The 25,533-nt window shown below is 60.7% G+C and carries 26 protein-coding genes; 10 read left to right on the top strand and 16 right to left on the bottom strand.

What is annotated here, in order from left to right:
- The first annotated feature begins 408 nt into the window (after nt 1–408).
- The gene (locus AC5ZG5_RS20155; RefSeq protein ID WP_456643698.1) at nt 409–1,551 is read left to right on the top strand and encodes a DUF3047 domain-containing protein; all 1,143 of its coding nucleotides are present in this window, start codon (nt 409–411) and stop codon (nt 1,549–1,551) included.
- A gap of 469 nt (nt 1,552–2,020) precedes the next feature.
- Nucleotides 2,021–3,694, top strand: coding sequence for a methionine--tRNA ligase (gene metG, locus AC5ZG5_RS20160; RefSeq protein WP_456643699.1), 1,674 nt, complete (start codon nt 2,021–2,023; stop codon nt 3,692–3,694).
- 95 nt (nt 3,695–3,789) lie between these two features.
- On the opposite strand, the gene AC5ZG5_RS20165 is transcribed toward metG, so the two are convergent.
- Nucleotides 3,790–4,374, bottom strand: coding sequence for a TetR/AcrR family transcriptional regulator (locus AC5ZG5_RS20165; protein ID WP_130223065.1), 585 nt, complete (start codon nt 4,372–4,374; stop codon nt 3,790–3,792).
- Nucleotides 4,375–4,493: 119 nt separating this feature from the next.
- On the opposite strand from AC5ZG5_RS20165, the gene AC5ZG5_RS20170 reads away from it, so the two are divergent.
- Both AC5ZG5_RS20170 and AC5ZG5_RS20175 read left to right on the top strand, forming a co-directional pair.
- Nucleotides 4,494–5,081 carry a DUF308 domain-containing protein gene (locus AC5ZG5_RS20170; protein ID WP_456643700.1) on the top strand — a complete coding sequence of 196 codons (588 nt, stop codon included), beginning with the start codon at nt 4,494–4,496 and terminating at the stop codon, nt 5,079–5,081.
- A 507-nt stretch (nt 5,082–5,588) separates the two neighbouring features.
- Nucleotides 5,589–6,269, top strand: a complete 681-nt coding sequence (locus AC5ZG5_RS20175) for a TetR/AcrR family transcriptional regulator (protein ID WP_456643702.1) — start codon at nt 5,589–5,591, stop codon at nt 6,267–6,269.
- Here the strand turns inward: AC5ZG5_RS20175 and AC5ZG5_RS20180 are convergent.
- The 11 genes from AC5ZG5_RS20180 to AC5ZG5_RS20230 all read right to left on the bottom strand — a co-directional run bounded on the left by AC5ZG5_RS20180 (nt 6,266) and on the right by AC5ZG5_RS20230 (nt 17,090).
- A complete protein-coding gene (locus AC5ZG5_RS20180; protein WP_456643703.1) occupies nt 6,266–6,805 on the bottom strand; it encodes an SCO family protein in 540 nt (179 codons plus the stop codon). The two genes, AC5ZG5_RS20175 and AC5ZG5_RS20180, sit on opposite strands and share 4 nt — an antisense overlap.
- Before the next feature lie 7 nt (nt 6,806–6,812).
- A complete protein-coding gene (locus AC5ZG5_RS20185; RefSeq protein WP_456643704.1) occupies nt 6,813–8,429 on the bottom strand; it encodes a linalool dehydratase/isomerase domain-containing protein in 1,617 nt (538 codons plus the stop codon).
- Between the two features lie 19 nt (nt 8,430–8,448).
- Nucleotides 8,449–8,901 carry a nuclear transport factor 2 family protein gene (locus tag AC5ZG5_RS20190; protein WP_456643705.1) on the bottom strand — a complete coding sequence of 151 codons (453 nt, stop codon included), beginning with the start codon at nt 8,899–8,901 and terminating at the stop codon, nt 8,449–8,451.
- Nucleotides 8,902–9,002: 101 nt separating this feature from the next.
- On the bottom strand, nt 9,003–9,704 hold the full coding sequence (locus tag AC5ZG5_RS20195) for an ABC transporter ATP-binding protein (protein WP_456643725.1): 702 nt from the start codon (nt 9,702–9,704) through the stop codon (nt 9,003–9,005).
- Between the two features lie 50 nt (nt 9,705–9,754).
- Nucleotides 9,755–10,516: an ABC transporter ATP-binding protein gene (locus tag AC5ZG5_RS20200; RefSeq protein ID WP_456643706.1), complete on the bottom strand. Its 762-nt coding sequence runs from the start codon at nt 10,514–10,516 to the stop codon at nt 9,755–9,757.
- Nucleotides 10,513–11,451 carry a branched-chain amino acid ABC transporter permease gene (locus tag AC5ZG5_RS20205; protein WP_456643707.1) on the bottom strand — a complete coding sequence of 313 codons (939 nt, stop codon included), beginning with the start codon at nt 11,449–11,451 and terminating at the stop codon, nt 10,513–10,515. The genes AC5ZG5_RS20200 and AC5ZG5_RS20205 overlap by 4 nt, the downstream gene beginning before the upstream one ends.
- Nucleotides 11,448–12,323 carry a branched-chain amino acid ABC transporter permease gene (locus AC5ZG5_RS20210; RefSeq protein ID WP_456643726.1) on the bottom strand — a complete coding sequence of 292 codons (876 nt, stop codon included), beginning with the start codon at nt 12,321–12,323 and terminating at the stop codon, nt 11,448–11,450. The genes AC5ZG5_RS20205 and AC5ZG5_RS20210 overlap by 4 nt, the downstream gene beginning before the upstream one ends.
- A 115-nt stretch (nt 12,324–12,438) precedes the next feature.
- Nucleotides 12,439–13,590, bottom strand: coding sequence for an ABC transporter substrate-binding protein (locus tag AC5ZG5_RS20215; RefSeq protein WP_456643708.1), 1,152 nt, complete (start codon nt 13,588–13,590; stop codon nt 12,439–12,441).
- A gap of 37 nt (nt 13,591–13,627) precedes the next feature.
- On the bottom strand, nt 13,628–14,575 hold the full coding sequence (locus AC5ZG5_RS20220; RefSeq protein ID WP_456643709.1) for a zinc-dependent alcohol dehydrogenase: 948 nt from the start codon (nt 14,573–14,575) through the stop codon (nt 13,628–13,630).
- A complete protein-coding gene (locus AC5ZG5_RS20225) occupies nt 14,572–15,366 on the bottom strand; it encodes an SDR family NAD(P)-dependent oxidoreductase (RefSeq protein WP_456643710.1) in 795 nt (264 codons plus the stop codon). Before AC5ZG5_RS20225 ends, AC5ZG5_RS20220 begins: the two co-directional genes overlap by 4 nt.
- Before the next feature lie 2 nt (nt 15,367–15,368).
- The gene (locus AC5ZG5_RS20230; RefSeq protein ID WP_456643711.1) at nt 15,369–17,090 is read right to left on the bottom strand and encodes a thiamine pyrophosphate-binding protein; all 1,722 of its coding nucleotides are present in this window, start codon (nt 17,088–17,090) and stop codon (nt 15,369–15,371) included.
- Between the two features lie 179 nt (nt 17,091–17,269).
- On the opposite strand from AC5ZG5_RS20230, the gene AC5ZG5_RS20235 reads away from it, so the two are divergent.
- Nucleotides 17,270–17,956 carry a TetR/AcrR family transcriptional regulator gene (locus tag AC5ZG5_RS20235; protein ID WP_456643712.1) on the top strand — a complete coding sequence of 229 codons (687 nt, stop codon included), beginning with the start codon at nt 17,270–17,272 and terminating at the stop codon, nt 17,954–17,956.
- Nucleotides 17,957–18,068: 112 nt separating this feature from the next.
- Here the strand turns inward: AC5ZG5_RS20235 and AC5ZG5_RS20240 are convergent, their stop codons facing one another.
- From AC5ZG5_RS20240 to AC5ZG5_RS20255, 4 genes are all read right to left on the bottom strand, one after another.
- Nucleotides 18,069–18,401 carry a non-heme iron oxygenase ferredoxin subunit gene (locus AC5ZG5_RS20240; RefSeq protein ID WP_456643713.1) on the bottom strand — a complete coding sequence of 111 codons (333 nt, stop codon included), beginning with the start codon at nt 18,399–18,401 and terminating at the stop codon, nt 18,069–18,071.
- Nucleotides 18,402–18,412: 11 nt separating this feature from the next.
- A complete protein-coding gene (locus AC5ZG5_RS20245; protein ID WP_130222980.1) occupies nt 18,413–18,943 on the bottom strand; it encodes an aromatic-ring-hydroxylating dioxygenase subunit beta in 531 nt (176 codons plus the stop codon).
- Nucleotides 18,936–20,174, bottom strand: a complete 1,239-nt coding sequence (locus AC5ZG5_RS20250; protein ID WP_456643714.1) for an aromatic ring-hydroxylating oxygenase subunit alpha — start codon at nt 20,172–20,174, stop codon at nt 18,936–18,938. Before AC5ZG5_RS20250 ends, AC5ZG5_RS20245 begins: the two co-directional genes overlap by 8 nt.
- 129 nt (nt 20,175–20,303) lie before the next feature.
- Entirely contained in the window at nt 20,304–21,275 is a 972-nt protein-coding gene (locus tag AC5ZG5_RS20255) for a tripartite tricarboxylate transporter substrate binding protein (RefSeq protein ID WP_456643715.1), read from the bottom strand.
- Nucleotides 21,276–21,419: 144 nt separating this feature from the next.
- Between AC5ZG5_RS20255 and AC5ZG5_RS20260 the strand changes: the two genes are divergently transcribed.
- The 5 genes from AC5ZG5_RS20260 to AC5ZG5_RS20280 all read left to right on the top strand — a co-directional run bounded on the left by AC5ZG5_RS20260 (nt 21,420) and on the right by AC5ZG5_RS20280 (nt 24,996).
- Nucleotides 21,420–22,100, top strand: coding sequence for a MarR family winged helix-turn-helix transcriptional regulator (locus AC5ZG5_RS20260; RefSeq protein ID WP_456643716.1), 681 nt, complete (start codon nt 21,420–21,422; stop codon nt 22,098–22,100).
- Nucleotides 22,101–22,379: 279 nt separating this feature from the next.
- Nucleotides 22,380–22,646 carry an HGGxSTG domain-containing protein gene (locus tag AC5ZG5_RS20265; RefSeq protein ID WP_456643717.1) on the top strand — a complete coding sequence of 89 codons (267 nt, stop codon included), beginning with the start codon at nt 22,380–22,382 and terminating at the stop codon, nt 22,644–22,646.
- Between the two features lie 472 nt (nt 22,647–23,118).
- Nucleotides 23,119–23,778: an outer membrane protein gene (locus tag AC5ZG5_RS20270; RefSeq protein ID WP_028161675.1), complete on the top strand. Its 660-nt coding sequence runs from the start codon at nt 23,119–23,121 to the stop codon at nt 23,776–23,778.
- Between the two features lie 301 nt (nt 23,779–24,079).
- Complete coding sequence (locus tag AC5ZG5_RS20275) at nt 24,080–24,649, top strand: peptidase S14 (RefSeq protein ID WP_456643718.1); 570 nt, start codon at nt 24,080–24,082, stop codon at nt 24,647–24,649.
- A gap of 146 nt (nt 24,650–24,795) precedes the next feature.
- The gene (locus AC5ZG5_RS20280) at nt 24,796–24,996 is read left to right on the top strand and encodes an HGGxSTG domain-containing protein (protein ID WP_456643727.1); all 201 of its coding nucleotides are present in this window, start codon (nt 24,796–24,798) and stop codon (nt 24,994–24,996) included.
- Nucleotides 24,997–25,533 lie beyond the last annotated feature (537 nt).

The following is a 25,533-nucleotide window of genomic DNA, read 5'->3' on the forward strand; positions in this document are numbered from 1 at the left end:
CTGCTCCAAGATCAAAGGCACGCTGCAACGGACCAAGATCGCGCGATCATTCGAACGCTCTGTTTAGACCAATTCTTCCGCAACTTGAGCACAGAACACAATGCCCATCCGCAAATAGCACGGCTGGGCAATGACCACGTTCACCGCGTTGCGGACACAAGAGACGAAACTTCGTTAGTCCGTCCACGCCGACCCGCTCCGTCACCTCGGGTAATATTCCCGGCGATCGTCGGGCAACCATCCCGAGCCCACCCTTCCTCTCTGAGCTATTGCCGCGCGTGCAGGATCTCCGCGCCACAACCACGCGAAAGAAGAGCCAGGGAGGAACATATGTGCACATTGCCTCACCATGCCGGCTGCTCTCACGGTGCAGGCGGACTCAATCGCTGTTACATGCTGAAAAGGCTCATGGCCCTGGGCCTGACGGCTCCGCTTGCCACGCTCGTCCTCGATCGCAGGGCCATGGGGGCCACTAGCTTTCTCGACCGCGCGGAGCTCATCGACGGCATGACGGCGCTCATCGCCAGGGCCAAATCCCCCGAGCTCCGCGAGGCCCGCGTCTTCGATCTCTCCGGCAGCGAGTTACCGTGGAAGGACCTCGGGATCACCCTCGCCAAGGGGCAGGAAGTGACGTTCCTGCTCGGCGGCCGCGTGTGGCTCGCCCGCGAACAGGATCTGTGGGTCGAGCCTGGCGTTGCGTTTCACGTACGCACCCGGGGCGCCCGCCCCATGTTCAATCCGATGAGCAACACCGGGACGATGACGGCCGCCGCCGACGGTGCCCTCGAAATGGCGCGATCGCTCGTCGAGTTCAAGGATACGGATGGCGAATTGGCGGTGCCGAAGGACGAGTACGCCAAGGCGGACGCGCACATCTACGGCGTGGCGCTGGTCTGGCGCGGCAACGCACTCGCCGGCCTGACGAGCCTGCTCAGCCACGGCGACGTCGACGGCATCGTTGCCGCGGAACTGGCGCGGCTCCAGTCGCCCCGCAAGCTGCCCGCGGGCTGGCGCAACTTCTTCATGCTGGGCGGCGGCCCGGTCATCTTCAATGATATCGGCAATGGCTCGATTGCCGTCGAGCCGCTGAAGAACGCCGGTATTCTGCAGCGCCCCGTCGGCATCGAACTGAAGCCGCAGACCAAACTGAGCTGGCGCTGGATCGTCGAGGAGCTGCCGTCGCGGCTACCGGAAAACCAGCTCACCTCGCACGACTACCTCTCCATCGCCGCGGAGTTCGACGACGGCCAGGACCTCACCTACTTCTGGAGTTCGAGCCTGCCGATCGGCACCGCGTTCCGCTGCCCGATCCCGCGCTGGACACCGCTCGAGTCGCACATGGCGGTCCGCAGCGGTTTCGCCGATCTCGGCAAGTGGGTCAGCGACGAGCGCGACATCTACGCGGACTACAAGGAGCACATCGGCGGCCCTGCCAGAACCGTCGTCAACATCTGGCTGCTGGGCGTCTCTCTCTTCCAGCGCCGCAGCGGCTCGTGCCGTTTCGCCGACATGCAGATCTCGCAACCGGGCGCCGGAACCCTGAAGCTCTGAGACAACGCGGGAGTGAACCGGTTCAATCGGCTCGCCGCTAGCAGTTCTTAGGACGTGGAAAAGCGCTTAAGGCCCGAGGCTCGACCAGCAGGCCCTGTCGTTCGAGCGGCAGGGCGTCCTGCTGAAGCGCACGACGACGGCATATCGGGCACTGTTCGCGTGAGCAAGGCATCGCCCGCCGGCAGAAACTCGAGATCATCGAGGCCAACGCAGTGCAGGCATGCCGGGCCGATCGGTCAAGCATCGCCGCTTGCGCAGGAAAAGATTCGAAATTATATGGTCGCCAAGATACAAGGTAGCACATGACCTTCCTCTTCGCGAAATTCGAGATGCGAATGCCCGTCCCGCAGGAGATTTGCTGGAGGGATTAAGCGCGCACACGCGCCGTTCGGACGAAGCGGACCCGAGCCCTCCCATCCTGCGGAGGGCTTTTTAGTGTCCGCGTCCTCTCGGCCACACGGAGTGCGTCATGACGAAGTATCTGATAACAAGCGCGTTACCCTACATAAACGGCGTCAAGCATCTCGGGAATTTTGCGGGTTCGCTGCTCCCCGCGGACGTCCACGCCAGATTCAGACGACAGACCGGCGCGGATGTTCTCTTCATTTGCGGCACCGACGAACACGGCACGCCGGCGGAACTCGCCGCGGCGGAAGCACGCTGCGATGTCGCCTCCTACTGCGAGCATCAGCATTTCGTTCAGCGCGACCTCTATCGTCGACTTCATCTATCCTTCGACCACTTCGGAAGGTCGTCGTCGCGCCGCAATCATTCCTTGACGCAGCACTTTTTCTCGCAACTCGATAGGAACGGCTTCATCGAGGAGCGCACGCTCAATCAGGTGTTCAGTGCGACGGACGATCGCTTCCTGCCCGATCGTTACGTCGTCGGCACCTGCCCGCATTGCGGATCGAGCCGCGCTCGCGGCGATCAATGCGAAGTCTGCGCGCAACAGCTCGATCCGACGGATCTGATCGCGCCGCGCTCGGCGATATCCGGCGCCACCGATCTGGAAGTGCGCAAGACACGCCATCTTTTTCTCCGACAAACCACCATTGAAGCCGATCTACGCGAATGGCTATCCTCGCGTTCGGGCTGGCCGCCGTTGGTGACTTCGATCGCCAACAAGTGGTTAGACGAAGGCATCCGCGATCGCTGCATCACCCGGGATCTTTCATGGGGAATACCGGTCCCGAAACCGGGCTACGATGGGAAGGTCTTCTACGTTTGGTTCGATGCGCCGATCGCGTACATCGCAGCGACCCAGGAGTGGTCGGATGCCGACCCCGAGCGGAGGGATTGGAGATCGTGGTGGCTGGACGCGTCGGACGTTCGATATGTGCAATTCCTGGGAAAGGACAACATACCGTTTCATGCCGTCAGCTTCCCTTGCACCCTGCTGGGGTCCCGCGAGCCCTGGACCACCGTCGACGTTATCAAGGGCGTGAACTGGCTGAACTATGAGGGCGGCAAGTTCTCGACCAGTTCGGGTCGCGGCATCTTTCTCGATCAGGCACTTGAATTGCTGCCGGCGGACCGATGGCGATGGTGGCTGACGGCCAACGCGCCGGAAACATCCGACGTCGATTTTTCATTCTCCCGGTTCGCGACTGACGTCGATCACGATCTTGCCGACACGTTCGGCAACTTCGTGCAGCGCGTCTTGAGCTTCGTGGTCTCGCGATACGACGGCGTGGTCCCAGGCGGCGTTTCCGATCCGGTCGATGGCGAACTCTCCGCCCGGATCGAGGCCTTAGTCGGTCAGTTGCGCGAGCGCCAGGAAGCTCTGGCCCTGCGGGGCACCGCGGATGCCGTACGCACGATATGGAAGACGGCGAACGCCTACCTCGTCGCAAAAGCACCCTGGTCGCTTATCGCTTCAGATCCGGACGAGGCCGCTTTGGTGATTAGAACCGCCGTGAATCTCATCGGCATTTGCGCGCGCGCCGCCTGGCCGATCGTTCCGGATGCTGCGGAAAAGGCGCTCGAAGCGATCGGCGACTTGGAAGCGGTGCCAGCGTTCCCTTCGACGGATCACCTGACCCGAATTCCGGCCGGTCGCCGGATTAGCCATCCCGGACCACTGTTCGCGAAGCTCGGGGCCGAGTGGGCAGCTTCGCAGCGTCAGAAATTCGGCGGATAGAGCGTGCGCGATCGGGCGGCTTTACCCCCCGGTCCACGAAGTGCGCCCTGGTGAATGCTAAGCAGCCGCTTCGTCGCGAGAGCTCAAACCGGCTCTCACTGTCTGTTACAAAGTCGATCGATCAGCCGATCGGTGACAGCGCCGAATATCTTGGGATCGTCATAGGCACGCGCCGACAGCATTGCTCCGTGAACGGTCGCCATGAAGGCCTCCGCCTCAATTCGGGGAGCATCAGTCAGCGCAAATCTTCCCTCTCGCTGGCCACGCGCGAGGACCGAGGTCAGCCAAGCTGAGAGCGCCCGGAAATGGGCTCTTACTTCGAGGGCCACTTCCGCCGGGAGAACGGGAAGTTCGCTCGCCAAGAGAGCGCACACACAGAATGGCGCGCTGGCGTCTCTGATGCAGGCCGCCCAATAACCCGTATAGCTCCGAAGCAGTTCGAGCGGATCGGAAGCCTGTCGTTCCAGGTGTGCGATACCGGCGACGGCCTCCTCCCGGTATTGAGCGATCAGCGTACGCACCAAATCCGCTTTGGTCGGGAAATGATGATGAATGCTTGGCTTGCGAATGCCGACAACCTCCGCAATGTCGGCGTAGCTGAAGCCGTTGTAGCCACCGGCTATGATCAGGGTCCGCGCGCAAGCCAGGATGTCGTCTGCGGTGGTGGATAGGTTACTCATGCTGGTGTCACTACCTTCTAGTTGGTAGACTGTCAATCGCTGAAAGCGGCGTGGTTTGCGGCTATTGACAGTCGTTATCCTACCTACTAGTAGGAAGACAAATAGCGGAGTTATCAAACATGCAAAGTCAACGATCGCAAGTTCCGACCGTCTCGGCGTCTGGTTGGTTGAAGGGATATTACTATGTTCGCGCGGCCTTTTCGCTGATCTGGGTAGCTCTCGCCTTCACCCTTGGACGCCACGTTCCGCAAGTCGCTGCGGTCATGTTGATTGTCTACCCGGCTTGGGACGCGGCCGCGAACTATGTGGATGCGGCGAGCAACGGCGGCCTCGTCGGCAACCCGAGCCAGACGCTCAATCTCGTGGTCAGTACACTCACGATGTTCGGTGTCGCCGCCGCGCTTACGCAAAGCATGAACGCCGTTCTGGCCGTCTTCGGTGTGTGGGCCGTTCTGTCCGGCGCATTCCAACTCGCGACGGGCGTCCGCCGCTGGAAATCCTATGGAGCACAATGGGCGATGATTCTGAGCGGCGCGCAATCCGCCCTGGCTGGAGTGTTCTTCATTCACGCAGCGGGCGGCGCGAACGTGCCGAGCATCGCCGACATCGCACCCTACGCTGCCTTTGGCGCCTTCTACTTCCTAATTTCGGCGATCTGGCTGACGGTAAGGGACGCTCGTCGCGGAACGATCCATACCGCCGCGTAGGGACGGTCGCCCTAACGGGAAACGGAGCGTTGCTCGACGCGTAACGGGCAGCGCGCCGAGTAGGCGTCGGCTCATGGGTTTGTTTCCGAGGAGCGGATGCCCGTCGAAAAAAGGCTTTATCGGTCAGCCTTCAGCTCTCGGTGCGAAGCGGGCGCGGGATTACGCTGTGAGACAATCTGATCGAACGCGGATCGAATTCGCCGAGCCACCAACTGCATCAGCCGCCCCTCACGATCAGCTTGCCATCGTCCCATTGTACAGCCTTGGCAAAGTTTTTTTCAAATCCGTCGACGAACTTCTCGCAATACTTGATCGTCCTATTCCGCCTTCCACGCTCGCAAGTGATGTCAAACGGAGCCGAACGATGGTCCGCTGCGTCCAGCGGGCTGTTTTGGTCGGCGCTTCGAGGCAAATCGGCGCCGAACTGCCATTTGCAAAGATCGCTTCTACAGGTAAATCGAGCAAGCTCCTGATTGCGAGCCGAGACCCTGCTGCAAGAGCCCAAACATGAAGCGCGAACAATCGACCAACGAAAATAGACCTGTCCTCGGGAGACGGCCTGCGCCAGGCGCGCGGGCGCGGACTGACGAACAGAAAAAGGATGTCAGAGATAATCTGATCGCTGTCGGACGGCACTTGTTTGCTGTCGAGGATCCATCGACAGTCTCTTTGCGCAAGATTGCAGCCAAGGCCGGTTACTCACCAGGGACGGTCTACAAGTATTTTAGGGATCAGCACGAGCTATTCATCGCGGTACGCGAACAGGACATGTCCCGCGTGGTGGACAATCTGGAAAGGATAGCGAAGCGGGTTGCCGACCCGAAACAGCGGTTGCGGACGGTCTTCCTCGCTGCCATCCGGCACTGGCTGAAACGACCCGAAGAGTTCAGGGTCCTGTTCTCAATTCGTCCTGAACAGTCCGCCAAGCCGGGCCGGTCGCCGTTCGGACGTTCGGCTGTAGTGCTCCGGTCCTACTCACTCTATCGGCAGCTCGTAGACGACCTGTTTGCTCCATACGCTACGCCCCCATGCTCGCCACGCGTGGCGACCGACACTCTGATCGCCGCGACCCACGGAATCGTCGCTTTCACCCTGCACACCCACACTCTCGAATGGTCCAGCCCGATCAAGATGGCGGAAGAGGTGCTCGATGCCCTCCTCTCCACCTGGCTTCGGCACGAACGCTAGACATTTCCGCAAATAGCAGATGTGCAGCGGATGTGCCTGCCGATACGTTGAACCAATTCGTCCTCGTCGCTCGGATCGGTGAAATGCGTGATATACTTGCCGTCAGGTCCGACCAGATACGTGAAAGCGGTATGGGGCATTTGATACCCGGCCGCGTCATCCGGATCCGCCGCGCGCCTCGCGAAGACCTTATAGAGCCTTTTGACGTGCTCGATGTTGTCCCGCGAGCCGGTCAAGCCGGTGAAATGCGGGAATTTGCCTTCCAGGAAGGCCTTCATGACAGCCGGAGTATCGCGCTCCGGATCGACCGTGATGTAGAGCGGTCGGAGGTGCGTGGCCAACGGCCCGAGTCGGTCGATGACCCGCGATAGACATGAAAGAGCCGCCGGGCACACGGCCCGGCAATGGGTGAAACCGAAGAACAGCAACATGAATTGGCCGCGATAGCTACCATCGGTTACGGGGTTGCCGTAATGATCGATCAGATCGAAGGAACCTCCGACCCGGGCGGTCTGACCGCTGCCCGATTCTCCCATACAACAGTCAGACATCGCCAATCTCAAGAATGAGCGTGGTCGGCTTCTCCAGCCGGAGGCCCACGGCAAGAGTCTGGTCGCGCGCTGCGACGTGCACGGAATCCGCACTCACGAGCGCCCCGTCGCGACTGTCGGAGACAGCGACGTCGTCGATGAAGAGGGTCCAACTCGCATTCGGCGCCAGTGGTCCAATGTCAAGGTCAACATCTAGCGCACCTGCGTCTCTCGGTTGAAGCGTCGCGACCAGACATCTCTCAACTTGATCGTACACTGCGCGCGTTACGTCGACAGCGGACGTGATCCGCCGCAGGGCCGGAAGAGCAAAATGCTCACCGTTCCAAGGCTTGTTATAAAGAGCCCAAAGCCCGTCCGGCACGTTGAGACGAGCGTAGGCCAGCATCGCGTTGCCGGTGAGCCGATCCATACGGATGAGGTTGCCATCCTCATCATAGGATTGATCGCTGCGCGGATAGTAGAGGCCGCCGTCGCTCCAGGTCGGCGACATGTGTCGGTCGGCATGCGCGAGCAGACCTTTCAGGTCGCTATCCCCCATTTCGGAGAGCAGCATGGCGACGTAACCAAAATCCGGCATTGGCCATGGATAGGCGCGATCCTCGATGCCATCGACCGAACGACCGTTGTCGAGCGCCTTGCGCACTTGCGGCACCACGGAGTTCGGGTAAAGCGATACTAGGCCGTCACGACCGTACTTCAGGACTCCCCGCAATTGATCCCGATAGATGCCGTGTACGAAATCGCGGTTCCATGTGTTCATGACTGCACCGCCCCATGCTGTCCAACCGACGCTTTTCGGCGGCACGAAATCATCTTGCTCGACGCGCCACCAACCGTGAAACCAACCTTCCGCCGAGAAGATGCCTTTCTTGTCCCAAGCCGCGCGGTAGCTCCGCGTTGCTTCGTCGGCCACCGAGGTCCCTTTGCGCACGTCCGAGAAACGGAAACCAAGCATGGGAAATTGATTGCAGACGATGAAGATACAATTCGGTTCGCAGGCTACGCCCAGCCAGCCGTTTTCGACCATCTGCCAGTAGATGACCTCGTTGAGTGAGCTGCGACTATACTCGAACTTTTCAGGCCCCATCCCCCAGAAGATCGGGTTATGCACGAAGGTCAATGCGGCGGGCTGATCGTAGCTGTCGTCGTTGAACAGCATGCCATACATGCCCACCATGGCCGACAAATGTCCGCTATACATAATGTTCTCGCGGACCACCGGATCGGTCCATCCCTGTCGCAGCTCTTTGATGTCCGGATTGACGTACAGCCCCGACTGGCTCGTGTCCTTCCAGTACCCCCAGACCTCGCGGCGCAGCATCTTGCGGATCAGCCTGTCGAAAGTGCCGCGAAATGCTGCGGGCGCCGCCGGCAATCGGTGATAATGGGCCAAGCCGATCGCATAAGCCATCTGCGCAAGCTGATAGCGATAGGAGTCCAGCCATTCCTGCCCAGGGTCCGGGATACCCATTTTGGACCATTCGCCGTCGGGCTGACTGGCAAGATTCTGAATATGACGCAAATGGCCGAGTTGCAGCGGATCGAGGACAGGAAACCGCGAAACGTCGGGCGCCTTCCGATTGACCTTTGCTAGCTTCGAAGCCGGCATGTTATCGCTCCTTCGGTTCCTAGATGTGGTCGAGATCGCGAAATGGGGCCTGCCGACCATCAGGCATCAGGCTTCTGTCGTAGTATTCCGAGCACCTGGCTATTTTGCCATCGTCTGCGATGGCCAATACGGCGCACAGACGAGCACGAAAGGTCTTGCCCGTTGCGACTACTTTGCCTCCGCCGAGGCTCTCGCCGTCGAAGGTCCCCTGACCGACTGCTTGAACCACCACAACAGAATCACCGGCTATGATTCTCTCGGGGACCATTCGAAAGCCGGAAATGGCGCGATGCCAGAGTTGATGATGACGCCTCATGAAGTCGCGGCCGCGACGCAACGCGCCGAAGGCCGTATCCATGTACTCACCATCTTCTCTGAAGAGGCGCGCGAACTCGTCGGCGTCGTGCTTGTTCCATCCCTCCACCCAGGACCGGCCGACATTCTCCAGCGTCTGTTTGTCCAATCTGGTCACGCCGAATTTTCTCCCTTTTTCATCATCCTTGGTGCTTGGAGAACGACCTGAGTCCCGCTTTGATGATACGATGGTCGATGTCTATCACCTGAGCCTCTACACTACATTCCGAGATATGCGCGCTTCACGTCATCGCTCTGCAGCAAGTCGGGTCCGGATCCCGACTTGACGATCCGGCCGGTCTCTACGACGTAACCGACGTCGGCGATCGCCAATGCAGCGCGCGCATTCTGCTCGACCAGGAGAATGGTTATGCCATCCTGTCGCAGCCGATCCACCACGCGTAAGATCTCCGCCGCGAGAAGCGGCGCAAGTCCGAGCGACGGTTCGTCGAGCAGCAGCAGCTTTGGCTCGCCCATCAGGGCGCGCGCGATCGCAAGCATCTGTTGCTGACCGCCCGAAAGCGTTCCGGCCGGCAACTTGCGCTTCACCTTCAGCACAGGACAGAGCGAATAGGCCTGCTCCATGCGCTGGTCGATTTGACCGTTCTGCCGGCGATAGGCACCGAGACGGATGTTGTCCTCGACGGACATCGGACCGAAGACTTGGCGCCCCTCCGGAGCCTGGCAGATGCCGAGTGCCACGCGCTTGTGGGACGCAAGCCGCGAAATGTCGGCGCCCTCGAAGCGGATCGTCCCGGTTGCCGCACGATGCACGCCGGAGAGGACGCGCAGGAGCGTCGTCTTGCCGGCGCCGTTGGCACCCACCAGCGCGACCAATTGTCCCCTCGCCACGGCGAAATCGAGTCCATGAAGCGCTTCGATCGGTCCGTATCGAGCTTGGAGCCCGCTAACTTCGAGCAGCGGCTCGTCTTCTGTGGAGGGCATGGCGGATGCCAACTGATGAATAACGCTCATGCGGCAGCTCCGAGATAAGCCGCAATGACCTGCGGATCAGCCCGCACGTCTTCCGGTCGGCCTTCGGCAAGCTTCCTGCCGTAGTCGAGGACCAAAATGCGCGTCGATACCCGCATCACCAGCTTCATGTCGTGCTCGACGAGAACGATGGTCACTCCTGTCGCCGCGATGCGTTCGATTAAGACGGAGATTTCTTCCGTTTCGACGTGATTGAGCCCGGCGGCCGGCTCGTCGAGAAGCAGTATCTGCGGCTTCGCAGCCAGCGCCCGCGCTATTTCAAGGCGTTTCAACGCCCCATACGGCATTTGCGATGCCTGCGCTTTCCGGTACTGGGACAAACCAACGAAGGCCATCAGTGCGTCCGCTTCTGCGCGCAAATCCGCATCTTGCTTGCGGATATGCGGCAAATGCAACAGCGCACTCACGAAGCCTGGATCCAAACGGATATGGCCGCCGATCATCACGTTGGAGATGGCGTTCATGTTCATGCATATCTGGAGGTTCTGAAACGTGCGGCTAAGACCCAGTCTGGCGAGCTTGTCCGGCGATCGACCCGAGGTAGGCTCACCTATCATGGTGATCGTGCCCGCAGTAGGTACATAGATTCCCGACAGCAAGTTGACGACCGTCGTCTTGCCGGCTCCGTTGGGCCCGATGATCGAGTAGATGGATCCGGGTTCGACCGTGAACGACAGATCGTCGACCGCCGTAACACCGCCGAACCGCTTCGATAGATTTCTGACCTCGAGCGAGTTCATGTCTGGACCCTCGCCACCAGATCGCGCACCGTCGGCACGAGGCCATTGGGCATGAAGATCATGGTTGCGACCAGTATGATGCCGAACACCACTGTCTCGCCGCCCTCGAAGGCTGAAAGAGCCTGCGGAAGCACGGTCAGCATGACCGCGCCGATCAAGGAGCCCGCGATAGATGCCATACCGCCCACGATTACCATCGCCATCAGCGTAATCGAACGCACGAAGCCCGCGCTATCGGGCGTCGCGAATTCCAGATAGTGCCCCTCGAGGCTCCCCATGACGCTCGCTACAATGGCGGAAAGTACGAATACCTTTACCTTCACGTTGGTGACGTCGACGCCGGCGACACGGGCGGCTACTTCCGAGCCACGGATCGCCTGTAGGGCGCGTCCAGCGGGCGAGTGCACGAGGTTTGTCGCCGCCCAGACGGCGATCAGCAACAGAGTGGAGACCAGAAGATACCAGTTGCGGTCACCTCTCAGTTGCCATTGGCCGATCGCCAATGCCGGAACGGACATACCGTCCGACCCGCCCGTATATTGCATCTCGTTGTTGAGCACGATGGAGACGATGATGCCCATGCCGAGCGTTGCCATCGCCAGGTGGTGGCCCTTCAGGCTCAAGATCGGCCGTGCGATCACGAAGGCCAGGACACCGGTACCTGCTGCGCCCATTCCGAGCGCGACATGCGGCGGCAAGCCGGCATGCGTCGTCAAGATCGCGGAAGCGTATGTGCCGAGGCCCAGAAAGCCGGCATGGCCGAGACTGATCTGTCCGGTGTAGCCGAACAGCAGGTTCAACCCGATCACGACGACCGCGTTGATGATCGTTCGGATCGCCATATCGTAGACGAAGGCGTTGGGTCCCAGCAGGGGAAAGATCGCGAGCCCAGCAACCAAGACTCCGAGCCCGGCGAAGCGTGGTGAGATATTCATACGCGATCCGAGGTCTTGGCACCGAATAGGCCGTGCGGTGCGAGAAAGAAAAGCAGGATGATCAGGACGAAGGCGACCGCGTCCTTATAGGCGGCGGAAATGTACGCGGCCGTCATCGCCTCGATCACGCCGAGGGCTAATCCGCCCACGACCGCTCCGACCGAACTACCGAGGCCACCGAAGGCGGCGGCGACGAAGCCTTTGAGTCCAAGCATGGTGCCGGCGCTGTAGCTGGTGAAAGTGAGCGGGGCGAGCAGCACGCCCCCGATCGCACCTAGCGCCGCCGACAGGGCGAACGAAAGCGTCAGCACTCCCATCGTGTTGATGCCAACGAGCTGAGCGGCCAGTGGATTGTGTGAGGTGGCGACCAGAGCCTTGCCGTGCATAGTCGCGTTGAAATACCAGAACAGGGCAATCACGATGACGAGTGAAATCCCCATGATCCAAAGCGCCTGCGGAGCCAGCGCAGCGCCAAGGACATTCAGAGGGCGGTCATCGGAAAGCCCGGGCAAGGCATGGTTCCCCTTGCCTAGCCCGATTTCGACAGCGCCTCGGATTACCTGGCCGGCTCCAAGCGTGATGATTATCAGCGAAGTCATCGAAGTCGTACGTGCCGGTTCAACAGCGAATTTGGCCATAGCGAAGCCGACGAGCGTGGTGAACGCGATAGCGATGGCAAGCGAACTCGACAAGGGAAAGCCGGCTGCGACCAACGCCGAGGCCGTCATCGCGCCCAGCATGATGAATTCACCCTGGGCGAAATTGATCATTCCGCTCGCGTTATAGACGAGGGTGTAGCCGAGAGCCGCGAGTGCGTAGGTCGCCCCCACGGTCAGGCCGGCCAGTAGGAACTGAAGGAATTGCGATAGCATTGGTTGCTCCGTAGGCGCTGAAGAGGCGTTCTTCAGCGCGCACACATCGGCCGCTGCGTCGACGCCGCGGCATCCCGTCATCAGGGGATGTCGGCGAGCCGTTTCGCGGATCGAACTAGTTTTCCGGCACGAATTTTCCGTGTTTGACGACGTGCATCCGCAAGGACGTCAACGCGAGACCCAGATGGTCCGTCTCGGACATCGTGAACACGCCATTAAGGCCTGGGAGCTTGCGTGTTTCCTCGATCGCTTGGCGTACCTTTGCCTTGTCGGTCGAGCCTGCACGGCGGATCGCGTCGACTGCGATGACAATGGCGTCGTACGAATTGCCGGCGAATGGCGACGGCGTTTCCTTGTACATCTCCTTGTAGCCGGCGTAGAAGCCGTCGATCACGGGCTTCTGTGGATCGTCGGCTGCGACGCCATCCGGAACGACGAAGCCAGCCGTCGGCATCCGCGCGCCTTCGGAAGCGCTCCCCGTCAGGTTCAAGAATTCCTGATTGACGACGGCATGCGGCAGGTAGAGCGGCAGCTTGATATCCAGTCTTGCCTTGTTCTTGACCGCCATCGCCGGACTGGTGCCGGCGCCGCAGAAGATCAACAGAGCCTCAACTCCTGGCGCATTCTTGATCGTCGTTAGCTGCGGTGTAATGTCGGTGTCCTTCGGACCATACTTCTCGTCGGCAACCACCGTGATGCCGTAGCTCGCGGCATTCTCCAGGATTTCCTTGCGGCCGGATTGCCCGAAGCCGGCCGTTTCGGACAGAAGGCCGATCTTCGTGTAGCCCTTCGCCTTCATGTCCTGAAGAATGCGCTGAGCGACCTGACGATCGGTGTGTGGTGTCTTGAACACCCACTTCTTCACGGGATCGACGATCGGCAGCCCTCCGCCGACCGAAATGTAGGGAATCTCAGCCCGTTCGACCAGCGGTATCATTGCCATTGCGCTCGGCGTGATAGTTCCTCCGATGATGAGGTCCACACGGTCCGACTCGATCAACCGCTTGGTCAGTGAGCTCGACCGAGCAGGTTCGGATGCGTCGTCGTACGATACGAGTTCGACTTTGCGTCCGAGCACCCCGCCGCCATCGTTGATCTTCTTGACATATAGCTCAACGGCCTTCTGTTCGGGATCGCCGATGAAGCCAACGACTCCTGTCGTCGACAGCAGAATGCCGATCTTGATGGGATCGTCCGCCGCGTTTACAGCATGCGACGCGGCAACCACAGCCATCGCCGCTAACAGATTCTTAAACAGTCTCTTCATTTTTCCTTCCCCCGATTGGTTCCGATCTTCCGTCGGCTTAGTCCGCGATGCTGAAGTGCACTTTGACGCTGGCCGGATCTCCGGCTCCCATCAAAAGTGCGGCGAATACGTCCGCACTCCGACGGAATGGAACGGAAGCGATCCAGCGTGTGTCGAGGCTTTTGGCGAGGCCTATCGATTCGACGAACTCGTCGTGCGAGTAGGCGAAGGAGCCTCGTATGGTGCGTTCACCTGCAACCACAGGCCCGCCCGCGACCGCAAATTCGGGAGAATGCAGACCGACCAGGATGGCTGTGCCTCCCGGGCGAATACTTTCGACTGCATTTCGGCGTGTCGTGACGGCGCCGACTGTGTCGAAGGCCGCATCGTAGATGCCTTCCGCCGTCTCAGTGGCGACATCGGCACCGCATTGTAATGCCATGGCCCGCCGCTCAGGGGCGATATCCGTGACGGTAATGTTCGCTACTCCGTTCTCCTTGAGCACGTGAAGCAGCGACATGCCGATCGGTCCGGCACCCAGCACGGCAACGTCGCGCCGCGGCATCGGCGACAGCCGCCACGCGTGCAGCGCCGTCGCGATCGGTTCGACCATTGCGGCCCGCGTCAGGTCTAGCTGGCTTACTTCGACGAGACTAGGCGCCGGGACCAAAACGCTTTCGGCGAACGCGCCATTGCGATGAACACCCAAGACCTGACGCTTCTCGCAGAGATGGCGACACCGCTCGCGGCAGGCACGGCATTCTCCGCAGGACAGGATCGGATTAGCGACGACGAGCGCACCGTCCCGCTGCCTGCGACCGACGAATTCGTGTCCGATGGTCAAGCCGATCGGTAGCGCTGGCCGGCCACTTCGGACCGCACCGAGGTCGGTTCCGCAGACCCCGGCGACCAGGACGTCGACGATCTCCTCGCCTGCGGCCGGTCGCGGCGAAGGAATGTCGGCGAAGCGCACCGAGTGGTCGCCTGCGTAGATTAGCGCCTTCATGAGGCGGTCCTCGGAGCCGACCGGGAAGCCAGGCTGGGATAGCGACGGTTAAGCGCACCGCCGTCGACATAGATTGTATCGCCGGTGATATAGCTTGCTTCATCCGACGCCAGAAACGCCGCAACAGCCGCCACCTCATCGGGCTGACCGGGACGGCCCAGCAAGATATTGTCGACGAACTCGGCGCGAGCCTGTGGCAACGACAGCAGCCGACTGACCATTGGTGTTTCGGTGAGCCCTGGCCCGATCCCAACGACGCGAATTTTGTGCGCTGCCAATTCCATGGCCGCGACTCGCGTCAGCATCGCCGCGCCGGCTTTCGAGGCGCAGTAGGCGGACAGACCTTCACCTGGCTGCTCGGCATTGGTGGAGATGAAGTTCACGATGACTCCGCCCCGCACCTTCATTTGCAGCGCCTGGTATTTGCAGCACAAAAACAATCCGGTGAGATTTACGTCTTGCACGCGCTGCCACTGCTCAAGCGTCTGATCGGTCAGCGCCAAGCTGATTCCGATTCCCGCAGCATTGATGCCGATATCCAGACGTCCGAACGATTTCGCGATTGCATCTGTCGCATTCGCGACGGCGGCCTCACTGACCACGTCAGCGGCGAGGGCCAGCCCCTCGCCCTTCAACATACCTACCGTAACTCTGGCTGCGTCGAGGTCGCGGTCAACCACCGCAACGCGCGCTCCATCTTGCGATAGTCGGCGCGCGACGGCCTGCCCCATGCCGGATCCCCCACCGACCACCATTGCGACTCTGCCATCCAAACGAGGGTTAGATGCCATCGTCACACCTCCAAAACGTCGGCATAGGGAACGCGCGCTTTGCCTTCGGGACTGCGCAGGCCCTGCGCGGCAAGTCCCATGAAGCGCTGAGTGATCGGGTTCATCACCGGCTTGGTCATTACATTGATGCAGGCCGGCCGGTTGGCGGCGAGTGCACGCTTTAAGGCCGGCCCCAGTTGCTCGAAGCTGGTTACGTATTCCGGGTGCGCTCCGAACCCGGCGGCCGCGAGATCGTAGCGCGTCGCGGCAAGGTCCGACGCGACGCGCTTGCCAGGCCCATAGATCAGATCTTGGCCGTGGGCGGACATGCCCCACTGCTGGTCATTGTTGACGACCACTACGACCGGGAGATTGTGACGCACCATCGTGTCGAATTCCGCGAAGTTGAACCCGACGGCACCGTCGCCGCAGAAGCAGATCACGCGCTTGTCGGGATGGGCGACCTGCGCGCCGACGGCGAGCGGCATACCTTCGCCCATGATCCCCATATAGCCATGACCGAGCCAACGATCGGGCTTGCTGCTTGCGGCGAAGCCATCGAACCAGGCCGGCGTTTCGCCACCATCGAGCACAAAGATCGCATCGTCCGGAGCCGCCGAGGCGAGCGTGGAAGCCAACAATGCAGGGGTGAGCCCCTCACCCGGGCTTGGAGCCGGAGGTCTCGGCGCATGATCCCCTCGGAGGCCGGCCAACCACTCGCGGCGGTCGGGCCACGGGCCATTGCCTGCTTGCGCGATCAGCGCCTCCAGCATTTCCCGGCAGTCGGACACGATGCCGAGCTCCACGCCGCGCACGCGGCCGATCTCTTCAGCCGCAATATCAACTTGAATGATCTTGGCGTCAGCCGGAATGACGGACTTGCGACGGCCTCCGGTGTAGAGACCAAGCCGCGCGCCCAGCAGCAGCACGACATCGGGCTGCCCGGCTCCGCGGGCTGCGGCTGCGCCCAGCGTTCCGAAACCCCGCACCCAGAGAGGATTGTCGGTCGCCAGCGCGCCACGCGACTTGTTGTTGGTCGCGACGGGGATGCCGGACAAATCTGCAAACCGCGTCAGTAGAGGGCCGCCTCCCGAATAAGCGACGCCGCCACCGGCGAGTATGACGGGACGCTCGGCACTTCGCAGCAATTCGAGCGCGTCCGCCACCGCGGCCGTTGACGGCGCGGGCCGCGATACCCTCGCCTCGCCATCGGGATAAGCCACATCGCCCTCTTCGACCAGAGCGAACAACACGTCGCTCGGGAGATCGAGATAAACCGGCCCGGGCCGCCCCTCTCGCGCGATGTGGAAAGCCCGCCCGAGGAGGTCTGGCAACCTCTCGACATGCGTGACACGATGAGACCATTTGGTGATGCCCCCCATCACCGATAACTGGTCGTAGCCGCTGTTGACCGGCAGTGCGTCGAAGTCTCGCAATGGCGGCGCCCCTCCGAGAAACACGCTTGCGACGCAGTCGGAATAGGCATTGGCGACCGCCGTGACCACGTTCGTGATGCCACCACCCGCGGTAACCATTGCCACACCGACCTTTCCGGTCGTTCGCGCATATCCGGTCGCGGCAATCCCCGCCGCCTGTTCGTGTCGATGATCGATGATGCGGAAGCCTTCCGCCACCGCCGCCTGATAGACGCAGTCGAGGTGACCGCCATGCAGGGTGAAGATGGTGTCTACGCCGAACCGCTTCAGCGTTGCGACCAAAGCCTGCCCACCATCAATTTGAGCCACCGCGAGCCTCCCATCGTTCTTTTTGGACGGCCGCACCGACCGCCGAAGCTTTCGAAAAACTATCTGAACGCGTTCAATAATGTCAATCACAAAAATGAACGCGTTTATTTATTTGGGCACGGCTTGTTGCGGCAAGGCTTCCTCACCGGATAAAAGAGGCGGCACATCCAGAGGTCCACTTGAGCAAGACACGTCCAGCGAAGCTTGCGAAGGCCCGGCGAGAGCCGCGAGCCCGCGCCAACACGAACAAGGCTAGGAACGAGCTTCGAGCGGCCTTCATCAAAGCAGGTCGTAAGCTTTTGGCTGATCGGGGATCAAAAAACGTGTCGCTGCGCAGTATCGCGGCAGCAGCCGGTTATTCGCCCGGAACGATCTACCAATACTTTGACGATCATCGCGCGCTGCTGCTTGCAATCCGCGAAGAGGACATGCTGTCGGCCGTAGTCGCCTTCGAGGGAATCGCCGCGAGCGAGCCAGACCCCGAGCAACGGGTGATCAAAGTCTTCCTTGGAGTAGCGCGGTACTGGCTCGACAATTTCGACCATTATCAAATGCTGTTCTCTCTTCCGCCACACAAGATTGCGGTCAAGGACGCAACGGGAGTCCCCTTCGGACGCTCTGCGATCGTGGCACGCTCCTATTCTCTCTACGATCGAATAGTCAGGGATCTGCTCGCCGACTGCGGCTCCTCCTCGCTCGACGCCAAGTGCGCGGTTGACAGCCTGATCGCGGCCGTACACGGGATCGTCGCGTTTCCGATTTACACGCGCACGATGAATTGGACAGACCCGTTGAAAATGACGGAATTCGTCGTCACTTCCCTTATCGACTCGTGGCGGCGGCCGCCTTGTCAGGATCGCGCATAATGCAGCCGCAAAATGCCTTGTGGGCTTGGACAAGCGAAGCGGCGTTGCGAGATAGATAATAGGTACCTTCGCCAAGTCCGCTATTCTCGTCCACTTTCTCCGACGCGAACTCTTAGCTTGGGATCAACACCTCGACATTGGTACCGACTACGCGAGTCATGAACGTTTCAAGGTCAACTTCGGCGGGGCTGCTCAGCGCTTCTCCGGTCCGTATATCGAAGCGAGCGTTGTGAAGCGGGCACTCGATCTCGCAGCCCTCCATCAAGCCATCGGTGAGCAGCGCCGAGGCATGCGTGCAGATATTCGACGTCGCGTAGTATGTTCCGTCAACCAAATAGACCGCGATCTCATGCTGCCCCACACTGCAGGCAGCGGGCGCGTCTACCGCAACATCCGTCACCGCCACTGCCACGCACCACGTGCCGTTCGTCGTTTCGACGGTCATGTAAACGCCTCCTAGATGCTGTAAAAATCGACGACAGTTGGAATGCAGTCGTTCATGATGACAATCTTCTTGCGAGCGATGCGGTAGCCCTCGGGGCTGCGAACCAGCGTATGCTCGTAGACCCCGAAATGCAGATGCTGCCGCCGCGTTCGCGGATCGAACACGTGCGTTGTCCAAGAGGACCGCGCCTCGACGAAAGATTCGTCCCGCTCCGACAACACTGTGTTCGTAATAACGTGCAGGGTACGAGGTAACGGCAATGCCGTGATCGACTTGCGCGACTGGATGCGGCCGATCCGCTCCTGCAACTGGGCTCGGGAGGTGTGATAGATGAAGGATATCTGGGTATCCGGATCGGTCACCAGATCGTATTCGTTGAGCCACGACGGCACCCAGAACACGGCATCGGCGCGATAGAGCTCGGCCCAGGCGTCCCACGCCTTGTCGTCGAGAAGATGCGCCTCGACGAACAACAGCCGCTCCACCTCGGCATGATCGTGAAGTGATGCCGAACGATGATTGAGGGGCGCAGCGTCAGGCATTGTTCGCCCCCTTGGTCGCGAGTTCCAGCAACCGGCGCCATTCCCGGTAGCCCGAATGGAAGTTGGTTTCACCGCCGAAGCCGGGTTTACCGAATGCGTACTCTTGCGGCGAGATGCCAAGCTCGCTCACGTGATCGCCGGCCACCCCCATGGGTTCAAGACCTCTCAAATGCCCAAGCGTGTCACCGGCCTGCGCCGCGTATCCGGTCTGACAGAATTCGTACATCACGTTGTCGTCGGAGGTCGCAAGCCCGCTTGGATTGAAGAAATCCTCGTATGCCCTGATACGGAAACGACGCGCATCGGCGCTCTCGCCGACCGGTGCCAGGCAATGCGAGGTCATCTCCGTCTTGTCGACCGACAGCGGCCTCCATGTGCGCAGCTGCGCGGAGCTGATGTCGATGATCTGCAAATTTGGAAAGATGGTAAGGTTGCGCTGCCGCAGCATCCACTTCAATCTGATGTCGCCGACCCGGCTCTTTACTTCAGCCAGGCCTGCCGGATCTGCAGCCAGCGCACGCCCGTAGCGCATCTGTCGCTTGATCGACCAGTTGACCGCGTGGCCGTTCTTGAAATTGAAGCTCCCTTGTCCCTCAACTTCGTCCGGCTTCTCGCTCGTGAATCCGACGGTATCGCCGGATTTGACGCGTTGCGCCAGAATATCGACGTATGAACTGTGCGTCGATGCGAAATGATAATAGTCGAGGCCGTTCTCGAACTGCAGCTTCCAGTTGGCGTCGAAAGTGTAAGTGATGTCGCCGGGCACGAACTCGAGCTGGCCTACGGGGCTTTGGTCGGCAACGAGGTCGATAAATGTCCTGGCGTCATCGAGGTATTCCGGCAGCGACGGCACGTCGGCCGACAGGCTGGCGAAAATGAGTCCGCGGTAGCTGTCCAGCCGCGCGACCGGAACGAGGTCGCGATCAGCTCCGTCGAAGCCGGCGGGGTACTGACCATCCTCCCGGTCGGTCACCGCGATATTCTTACCCGCGCTGTCGTAAGCCCATCCGTGATAGCGACAGACATGGAACTTCTGCCGCCCTCGCTTAAAAGGGCAAACGACGGTGGCGCGGTGTCGGCAGGTGTTCAGAAAGCATCCGATCCTGCCCTCCCCGTCGCGCATCAGCAATACCGGCTGACGGCCGATAAAGGTGGTGACATAGTCGTGCGGGCGCGGAATCTGGGACTCGAGGCCGACGAACGACCATGTCGCCTCGAAGATGTGCTTCATCTCCAGATCGAAGATCTCCGCATCGGTAAAGGCATCGCGCGATACATGAAACGCCTTGTCCGCGGGACGGTCATCGACGAGGCATTCGGGACGATGGTGAACAGTCATTGTCGGCTCCTTTTTCGTCGGTCAGTTCAGCCGAATGTTGGCATCGGAGGCGATCTTCTTCCATTTGTCGATTTCACCGACCACGAAGCGATCGAAGTCCTGCGGGGTCGAACCGACCGGCTGCATGCCGAAAGCCTCGGCCTTGGCAGCGAAGCCCGGCGACTTGACGAACGCAATCAGGTCGCTCGACAAGGCGTTGACTGCCAGGTCCGGAGTCTTGGCCGGCACCACCAGCCCGAACATCGAGTTCGCCTCGTAGCCGGGATAGGTCTCGCCGATGCAGGCATACTGCGGCGCATTGGGAATGCGAGTGGCGTTGGTGACGCCCAGGACTTTGATGGTCTTCTCCCGCACGTGCTGCTGTACGGAATGCCACACGTCGAACATCAACGGCACGCGGTTGGCGAGCACGTCGGTGAGGGCGTTTGCGCTCCCGTTGTAGGGAACGTGCAGCATCTTGATATCGGCCATCTTCTGCAACAGTTCGGCTGCCATATGAGTAGCGGTCGCCGGCCCCGGCGTGGCGTAGGCCAGCGGCTCATTCTGCGTACGGGCGGCTTTCACCAGGCCGGGAATGTCGTCGGCCGGGAACGAGGGATTGGCCACGACCACCATATGGGCCTCGGCCAGTTGGGTAAGCCCGCGCAGGTCGCGCACGGTGTCGAACGGCATCTGGGCGCGCACCGCAGGATTGATGACATGGGCGGTGATGACCACGCCGATGGTGTGTCCGTCCGGAGCCGACTTGGCGACGGCGTCCGTACCGATCAAGGTGCCCGCGCCCGGCTTGTTCTCGACGATCACGGGTACGGACCATTTTGCGGCCATTGCATCGCTAATGATTCGAGCGATGACGTCGGTCGGCCCGCCAGCGGTGAATGGCACGATGAAACGGACGTTGTGCGAAGGAAACCGATCCTGCGCCGATGCCTTGGCGCCGGAAAACCCGGCGAAAGCCGACATTACAGCGAGAAGCCGTCGACGGTCTATCATACTGTTCCTCACCTTCGGGCCGTCACACGGCCGCGTACGCCCTCTCGGTCGGGGCACTTCGCGAGGCACCATAGTTGCTTTTACACCTATTGCAAGAATGACCGATCCGGTACGTTGAGCCGTCAGGCCAGCAGAACCCGGGACATGGTCTCGCGGCCGCTCCAAGGCGCAGACAGAAAATTGGCGATAGTCATGGCAAAAGCGAAGAAGTCCTCTGCGACAAGTACGATGAAGCGGAAGCCCCGGGACCTCGGGCCGTCGATCGATCACGATAGGCGCATCATCGACTTCGACCGTTACATTCCCACTGTCGTTTCGCGCCTCATGACCCGCTTGAGGGCATCGGCCCAGATCTTTTTCGATGAACGGTTCGGGATAACGCGGCTGGACTGGCGGATCATATCGTTTCTTGCGGCAAAGGGGCCTTCGAGCGCCTACGATATCTGGACGCTTGGAAGTCTGGACAAGGCCGCCGTCAGTCGCGCGCTTCGCGTTCTGTCCGACCGCAAGATCGTCACGATCAAGAACGTGTCCGGAAGCTCTCGGCGGCGGACCGTCATTGCCTTGACGCGTCAAGGCGAAGAACTCAACGATCGATGTTTCGTCGAGATCGTGAAGCGACACGACAGGCTGCTCGGAGGCCTTAGTCGAAAGCAGATTGAGGACTTCATCCTCACCGCTCAGCATTTGGAGAGCCGCATCGCCTTCATGGACAAGGATGATGAATGTCCCTCCTCGAATTTCGACGTGACCAAAGAGCCCGAATATCGAAAACAACCCCATGCAAAGGTGCAGGCGGCAGCTAGCGCTCGAATGGCAACTTGACACGTCGGGCAAATCAGGGGCATTCCTTGATCATTCCGCAAGCTTGTAACGCCCGTCGGTCCGCGAGTAGCGGGCGCGTCGGTTGCGACCTGCGGCCCAGGAATCCTCACCCGCATCCTCACCCACAATTGAAATGGCACCGGCTCCGCGGGGCGAACGATGGCCTGCGCGTGGCCGAACCGCGCGCGCTCGCCCGGCATCCGCGGCGCGGAAGGCGCCGAAGGCCGCTGGCTCCAAGCGAGGGCATGCTTCCGCTGATGCCAAGCGGGACGCACAGGCATGAGCGATCACATCAGAAATACCGGCCCGATGCTGGCGAGCCCACGTTGTGGCGCCAAAACCCGCAGCAGTGGCGCGTGCCGCGCGCCGGCGGTCCACGGCAAAAAACGCTGCCGCATGCACGGCGGCGCACCGGGTTCCGGCGCGCCAAAGGCAAACCAGAACGCGCGCAAGCACGGCCTGTTCACCAGGGATGCGATCGCCGAGCGAAGGCAGATTCAGGCGTTGCTGGGGGAGGCGCGGAAGCTGCTGGAGGAGATGAAGTGACTTGCAGGCGACGATTCATCATCGCGCCTTCCACTGGATCCGCTTTGAACCCTGCCGACATATCGGTAGGGTCTCTTCGTCATTGGGATTGGTAGCGGCAGGGCGCACCGGCTCCGCCGCAATCGCACGCGCGATCTCCCAGCCATGGCCTGTCCGGATGGTCCTCGCATACCCGGCTGCAGCTAATCGCACCTGGCGGAACTGAATCACGAGAACAGTTCCTTCACGCGCCTGAAGCTCGGGTGCGTCAGATCTTAACCTCAGTGTGAGCCCGCTTCAGGCGCCATTCAGCGGATAGTTCGATCGTCCGAGCGCGTTTCAGCGTACAACGAGCTTCTCGGCTTCCTCTGTCAGGTATGATGCAACAGCGCCACACTTCAGGTGATTTGTCAAAAGTCGGGTGGTTCCGATTGTCGAAAATGCGTTGGGCGCGTTAGCCCGTGCAAGTTAGAGCTTGCTAGTGGAGAAACGTATGAAACGCGCTCTTTTGACTTCCGCCGCACTGCTTATGTTGGCGGGTACTGCTTCGGCCGCTGATCTTGCCGCCCGTCCCTACACGAAGGCCCCGCCCCCCGCGGTCGCTCCGGTCTACAACTGGACCGGATTCTATATCGGTGGTCACATTGGTGGAGCCTTCGGTGGTGACAGCAACGTCCTCGATCCGAGCTTCGGGAACAACGACGACGGCACGTTCATGGGTGGTGGACAGGTTGGCTTTGACTATCAGTTCTCGCCGAACTGGGTATTCGGCCTCGAAGCCAACTATAGTTTTCTCGATACCAACAGCAGCTTCGCCAATCGTGGCCTCGGCTCGGTGACCGGCCGTCTAGGCTATACCTGGGGACCGGCTTTGCTGTACGTCAAAGGCGGTTATGCTTGGGCTGACACGCGCTTCACCAATGGCTTCAACGGCGACAATGATCGCAACGGCTACACCGTCGGTGCCGGCCTCGAATACATGTTCGCCCAGAACTGGTCCGCCAAGCTCGAATACCAGTACTATGACTTCGGCAACGTCGATGTGTTCTTGGCGGGGTTGCCGGTCGGCAGCTTCCGCAACGACGAACACACCGTCAAGGCGGGCCTGAACTACCGCTTCAACTTGGGCGGCCCCGGCCTCGTGACGTACTAACCCGAGCGACAGCTCGAAGGCAAAAGGTCGGCATCTGCCGGCCTTTTGTTTTGCGGCGAATGAGGCGAGGCCGCCAAGGCCTCGCCCCCAAGACCGGCCCCGTTATAGCGTTCGGATAGCGGAGCTCTTTATTGCGCCTTGATTTTTTCGTGCAGCCACAGCGGCGGCGCCTGTTCGAACTGGAATGAGAAGGCTGGGTTATCGATTCCCGGCTTTCAACGGAACCTTGAGGCTCAGATCGCGTTGCAGGGTGCTGCGCCGCGATCTTCTGCTGGTTTTCTTCGATATTGAGGTGATCAGGATGTCCGCCGATATCCTTCCGGCATCCGCCTTCCGGAATCCCGCCGTCGCTCTCTCAGGGGTGATCGACTACAGCATGTATGTCAGCTTCCGCCAGCAATTCGACAATGCGGCAGGCCAGCATCTCGTCGTGATCGAACTTTCGACCCTTGGCGGCGATCCGGAGGTAGCGCGCATGATGGGCGAGGACATCCGCTATGCGAGCGAGATGGAGCCGGCGCGGCGTTTGGTATTCCTCGGCAAGGCTGCGATCTATTCAGCCGGGACGACCTTTATGAGTTTCTTCGCCCGCGAGAATCGCTATCTGACCCGCGGCTCCCGCCTCATGATCCACGAGCGCAAACTGACGCGGACCCTGAATATCGACGGGCCGCTCACCCTGTGCCTTGCCAACGTGCAGGCGATCATCAACGAAATTCAGTGCTCGATCGATATCCAGAACGAGGGGTTTCAGAACCTCATCAGCGGTTCGAGCGTGACGCTTGAGGAAGTCATCCGCCGCGCCCCATCGAACTGGTACGTCGAGGCGAACGAGGCGCTGAAGCTCGGGCTAATCGCGGGGGTGTTATGACGCAAGCGACGAGAGCAGATGATGCATCGGCCGGCATCCGCGGCGCGGAAGCCGCCGAAGACCTCGGGCTCCAAGCGAGGGCAAGCTTCCGCTGATGCCAAGCGCGACGCACAGCCATGAGCGATCACATCAGACATACCGGCCCGATGCCGGCGAGCCCGCGTTGTGGCGCCAAAACCCGCAGCAGTGGCGCACGCCGCTCGCCGGCGGCGCACGGCAAAAAGCGCTGCCGCATGCACGGGGGCGCCCAGGGATCCGGCGCGCCAAGGGCAAACCAGAACGCGCGCAAGCCTGTTCACCAGGAATGCGATCGCCGAGCGAAGGCAGATTCGGGAGTTGCTGGGTGAGGCGCGGAAGCTGCTGGAGGAGATGAAGTGATTGTTTCCCAAAGAGCGCGCTGACAAAGCGCCAGGTGCCGGGCAAAAAAGCAAATATCGAATAAAGCTAGGCTAGTGCAGTGAGAGAGCAAGAAGTCCCAGGCGACCGGCCTGGAACTTCGCGACGTAATGCTGGATGCAATGCGTAGTCATGGTCGCTTGCTAAGGAGAAACAAGAACAATCGGAAGCTAAACGGACGCCGCCGTCGCCTTCACTCAAGCTTCTGAAGGATGTAACCCGGAAAGATCACCTCGCTACAATCAATCTTTCCGGTTATTTGCCGAAGCGTTTCCAGGTCTTCGCTAGTAGAGAAAATAACCTGCTGATTGTGACGCTTCGACTCCGATGCGCGCTTCAGCAGGCCCTCGAAACTGACCTTCGAAGAAGACTGCTGCCGCGGCTCATCGAACACCAGCAAGTTGGGATGATTAGCCCGCATTTCTCACGGTGTTGAGGCGCATCGGGGCGCGAATCAGCGAAAGTTCTTTTGCGAGAAGGACTTTGCG

Source organism: Bradyrhizobium sp. Ses1 (genome assembly GCF_059512365.1).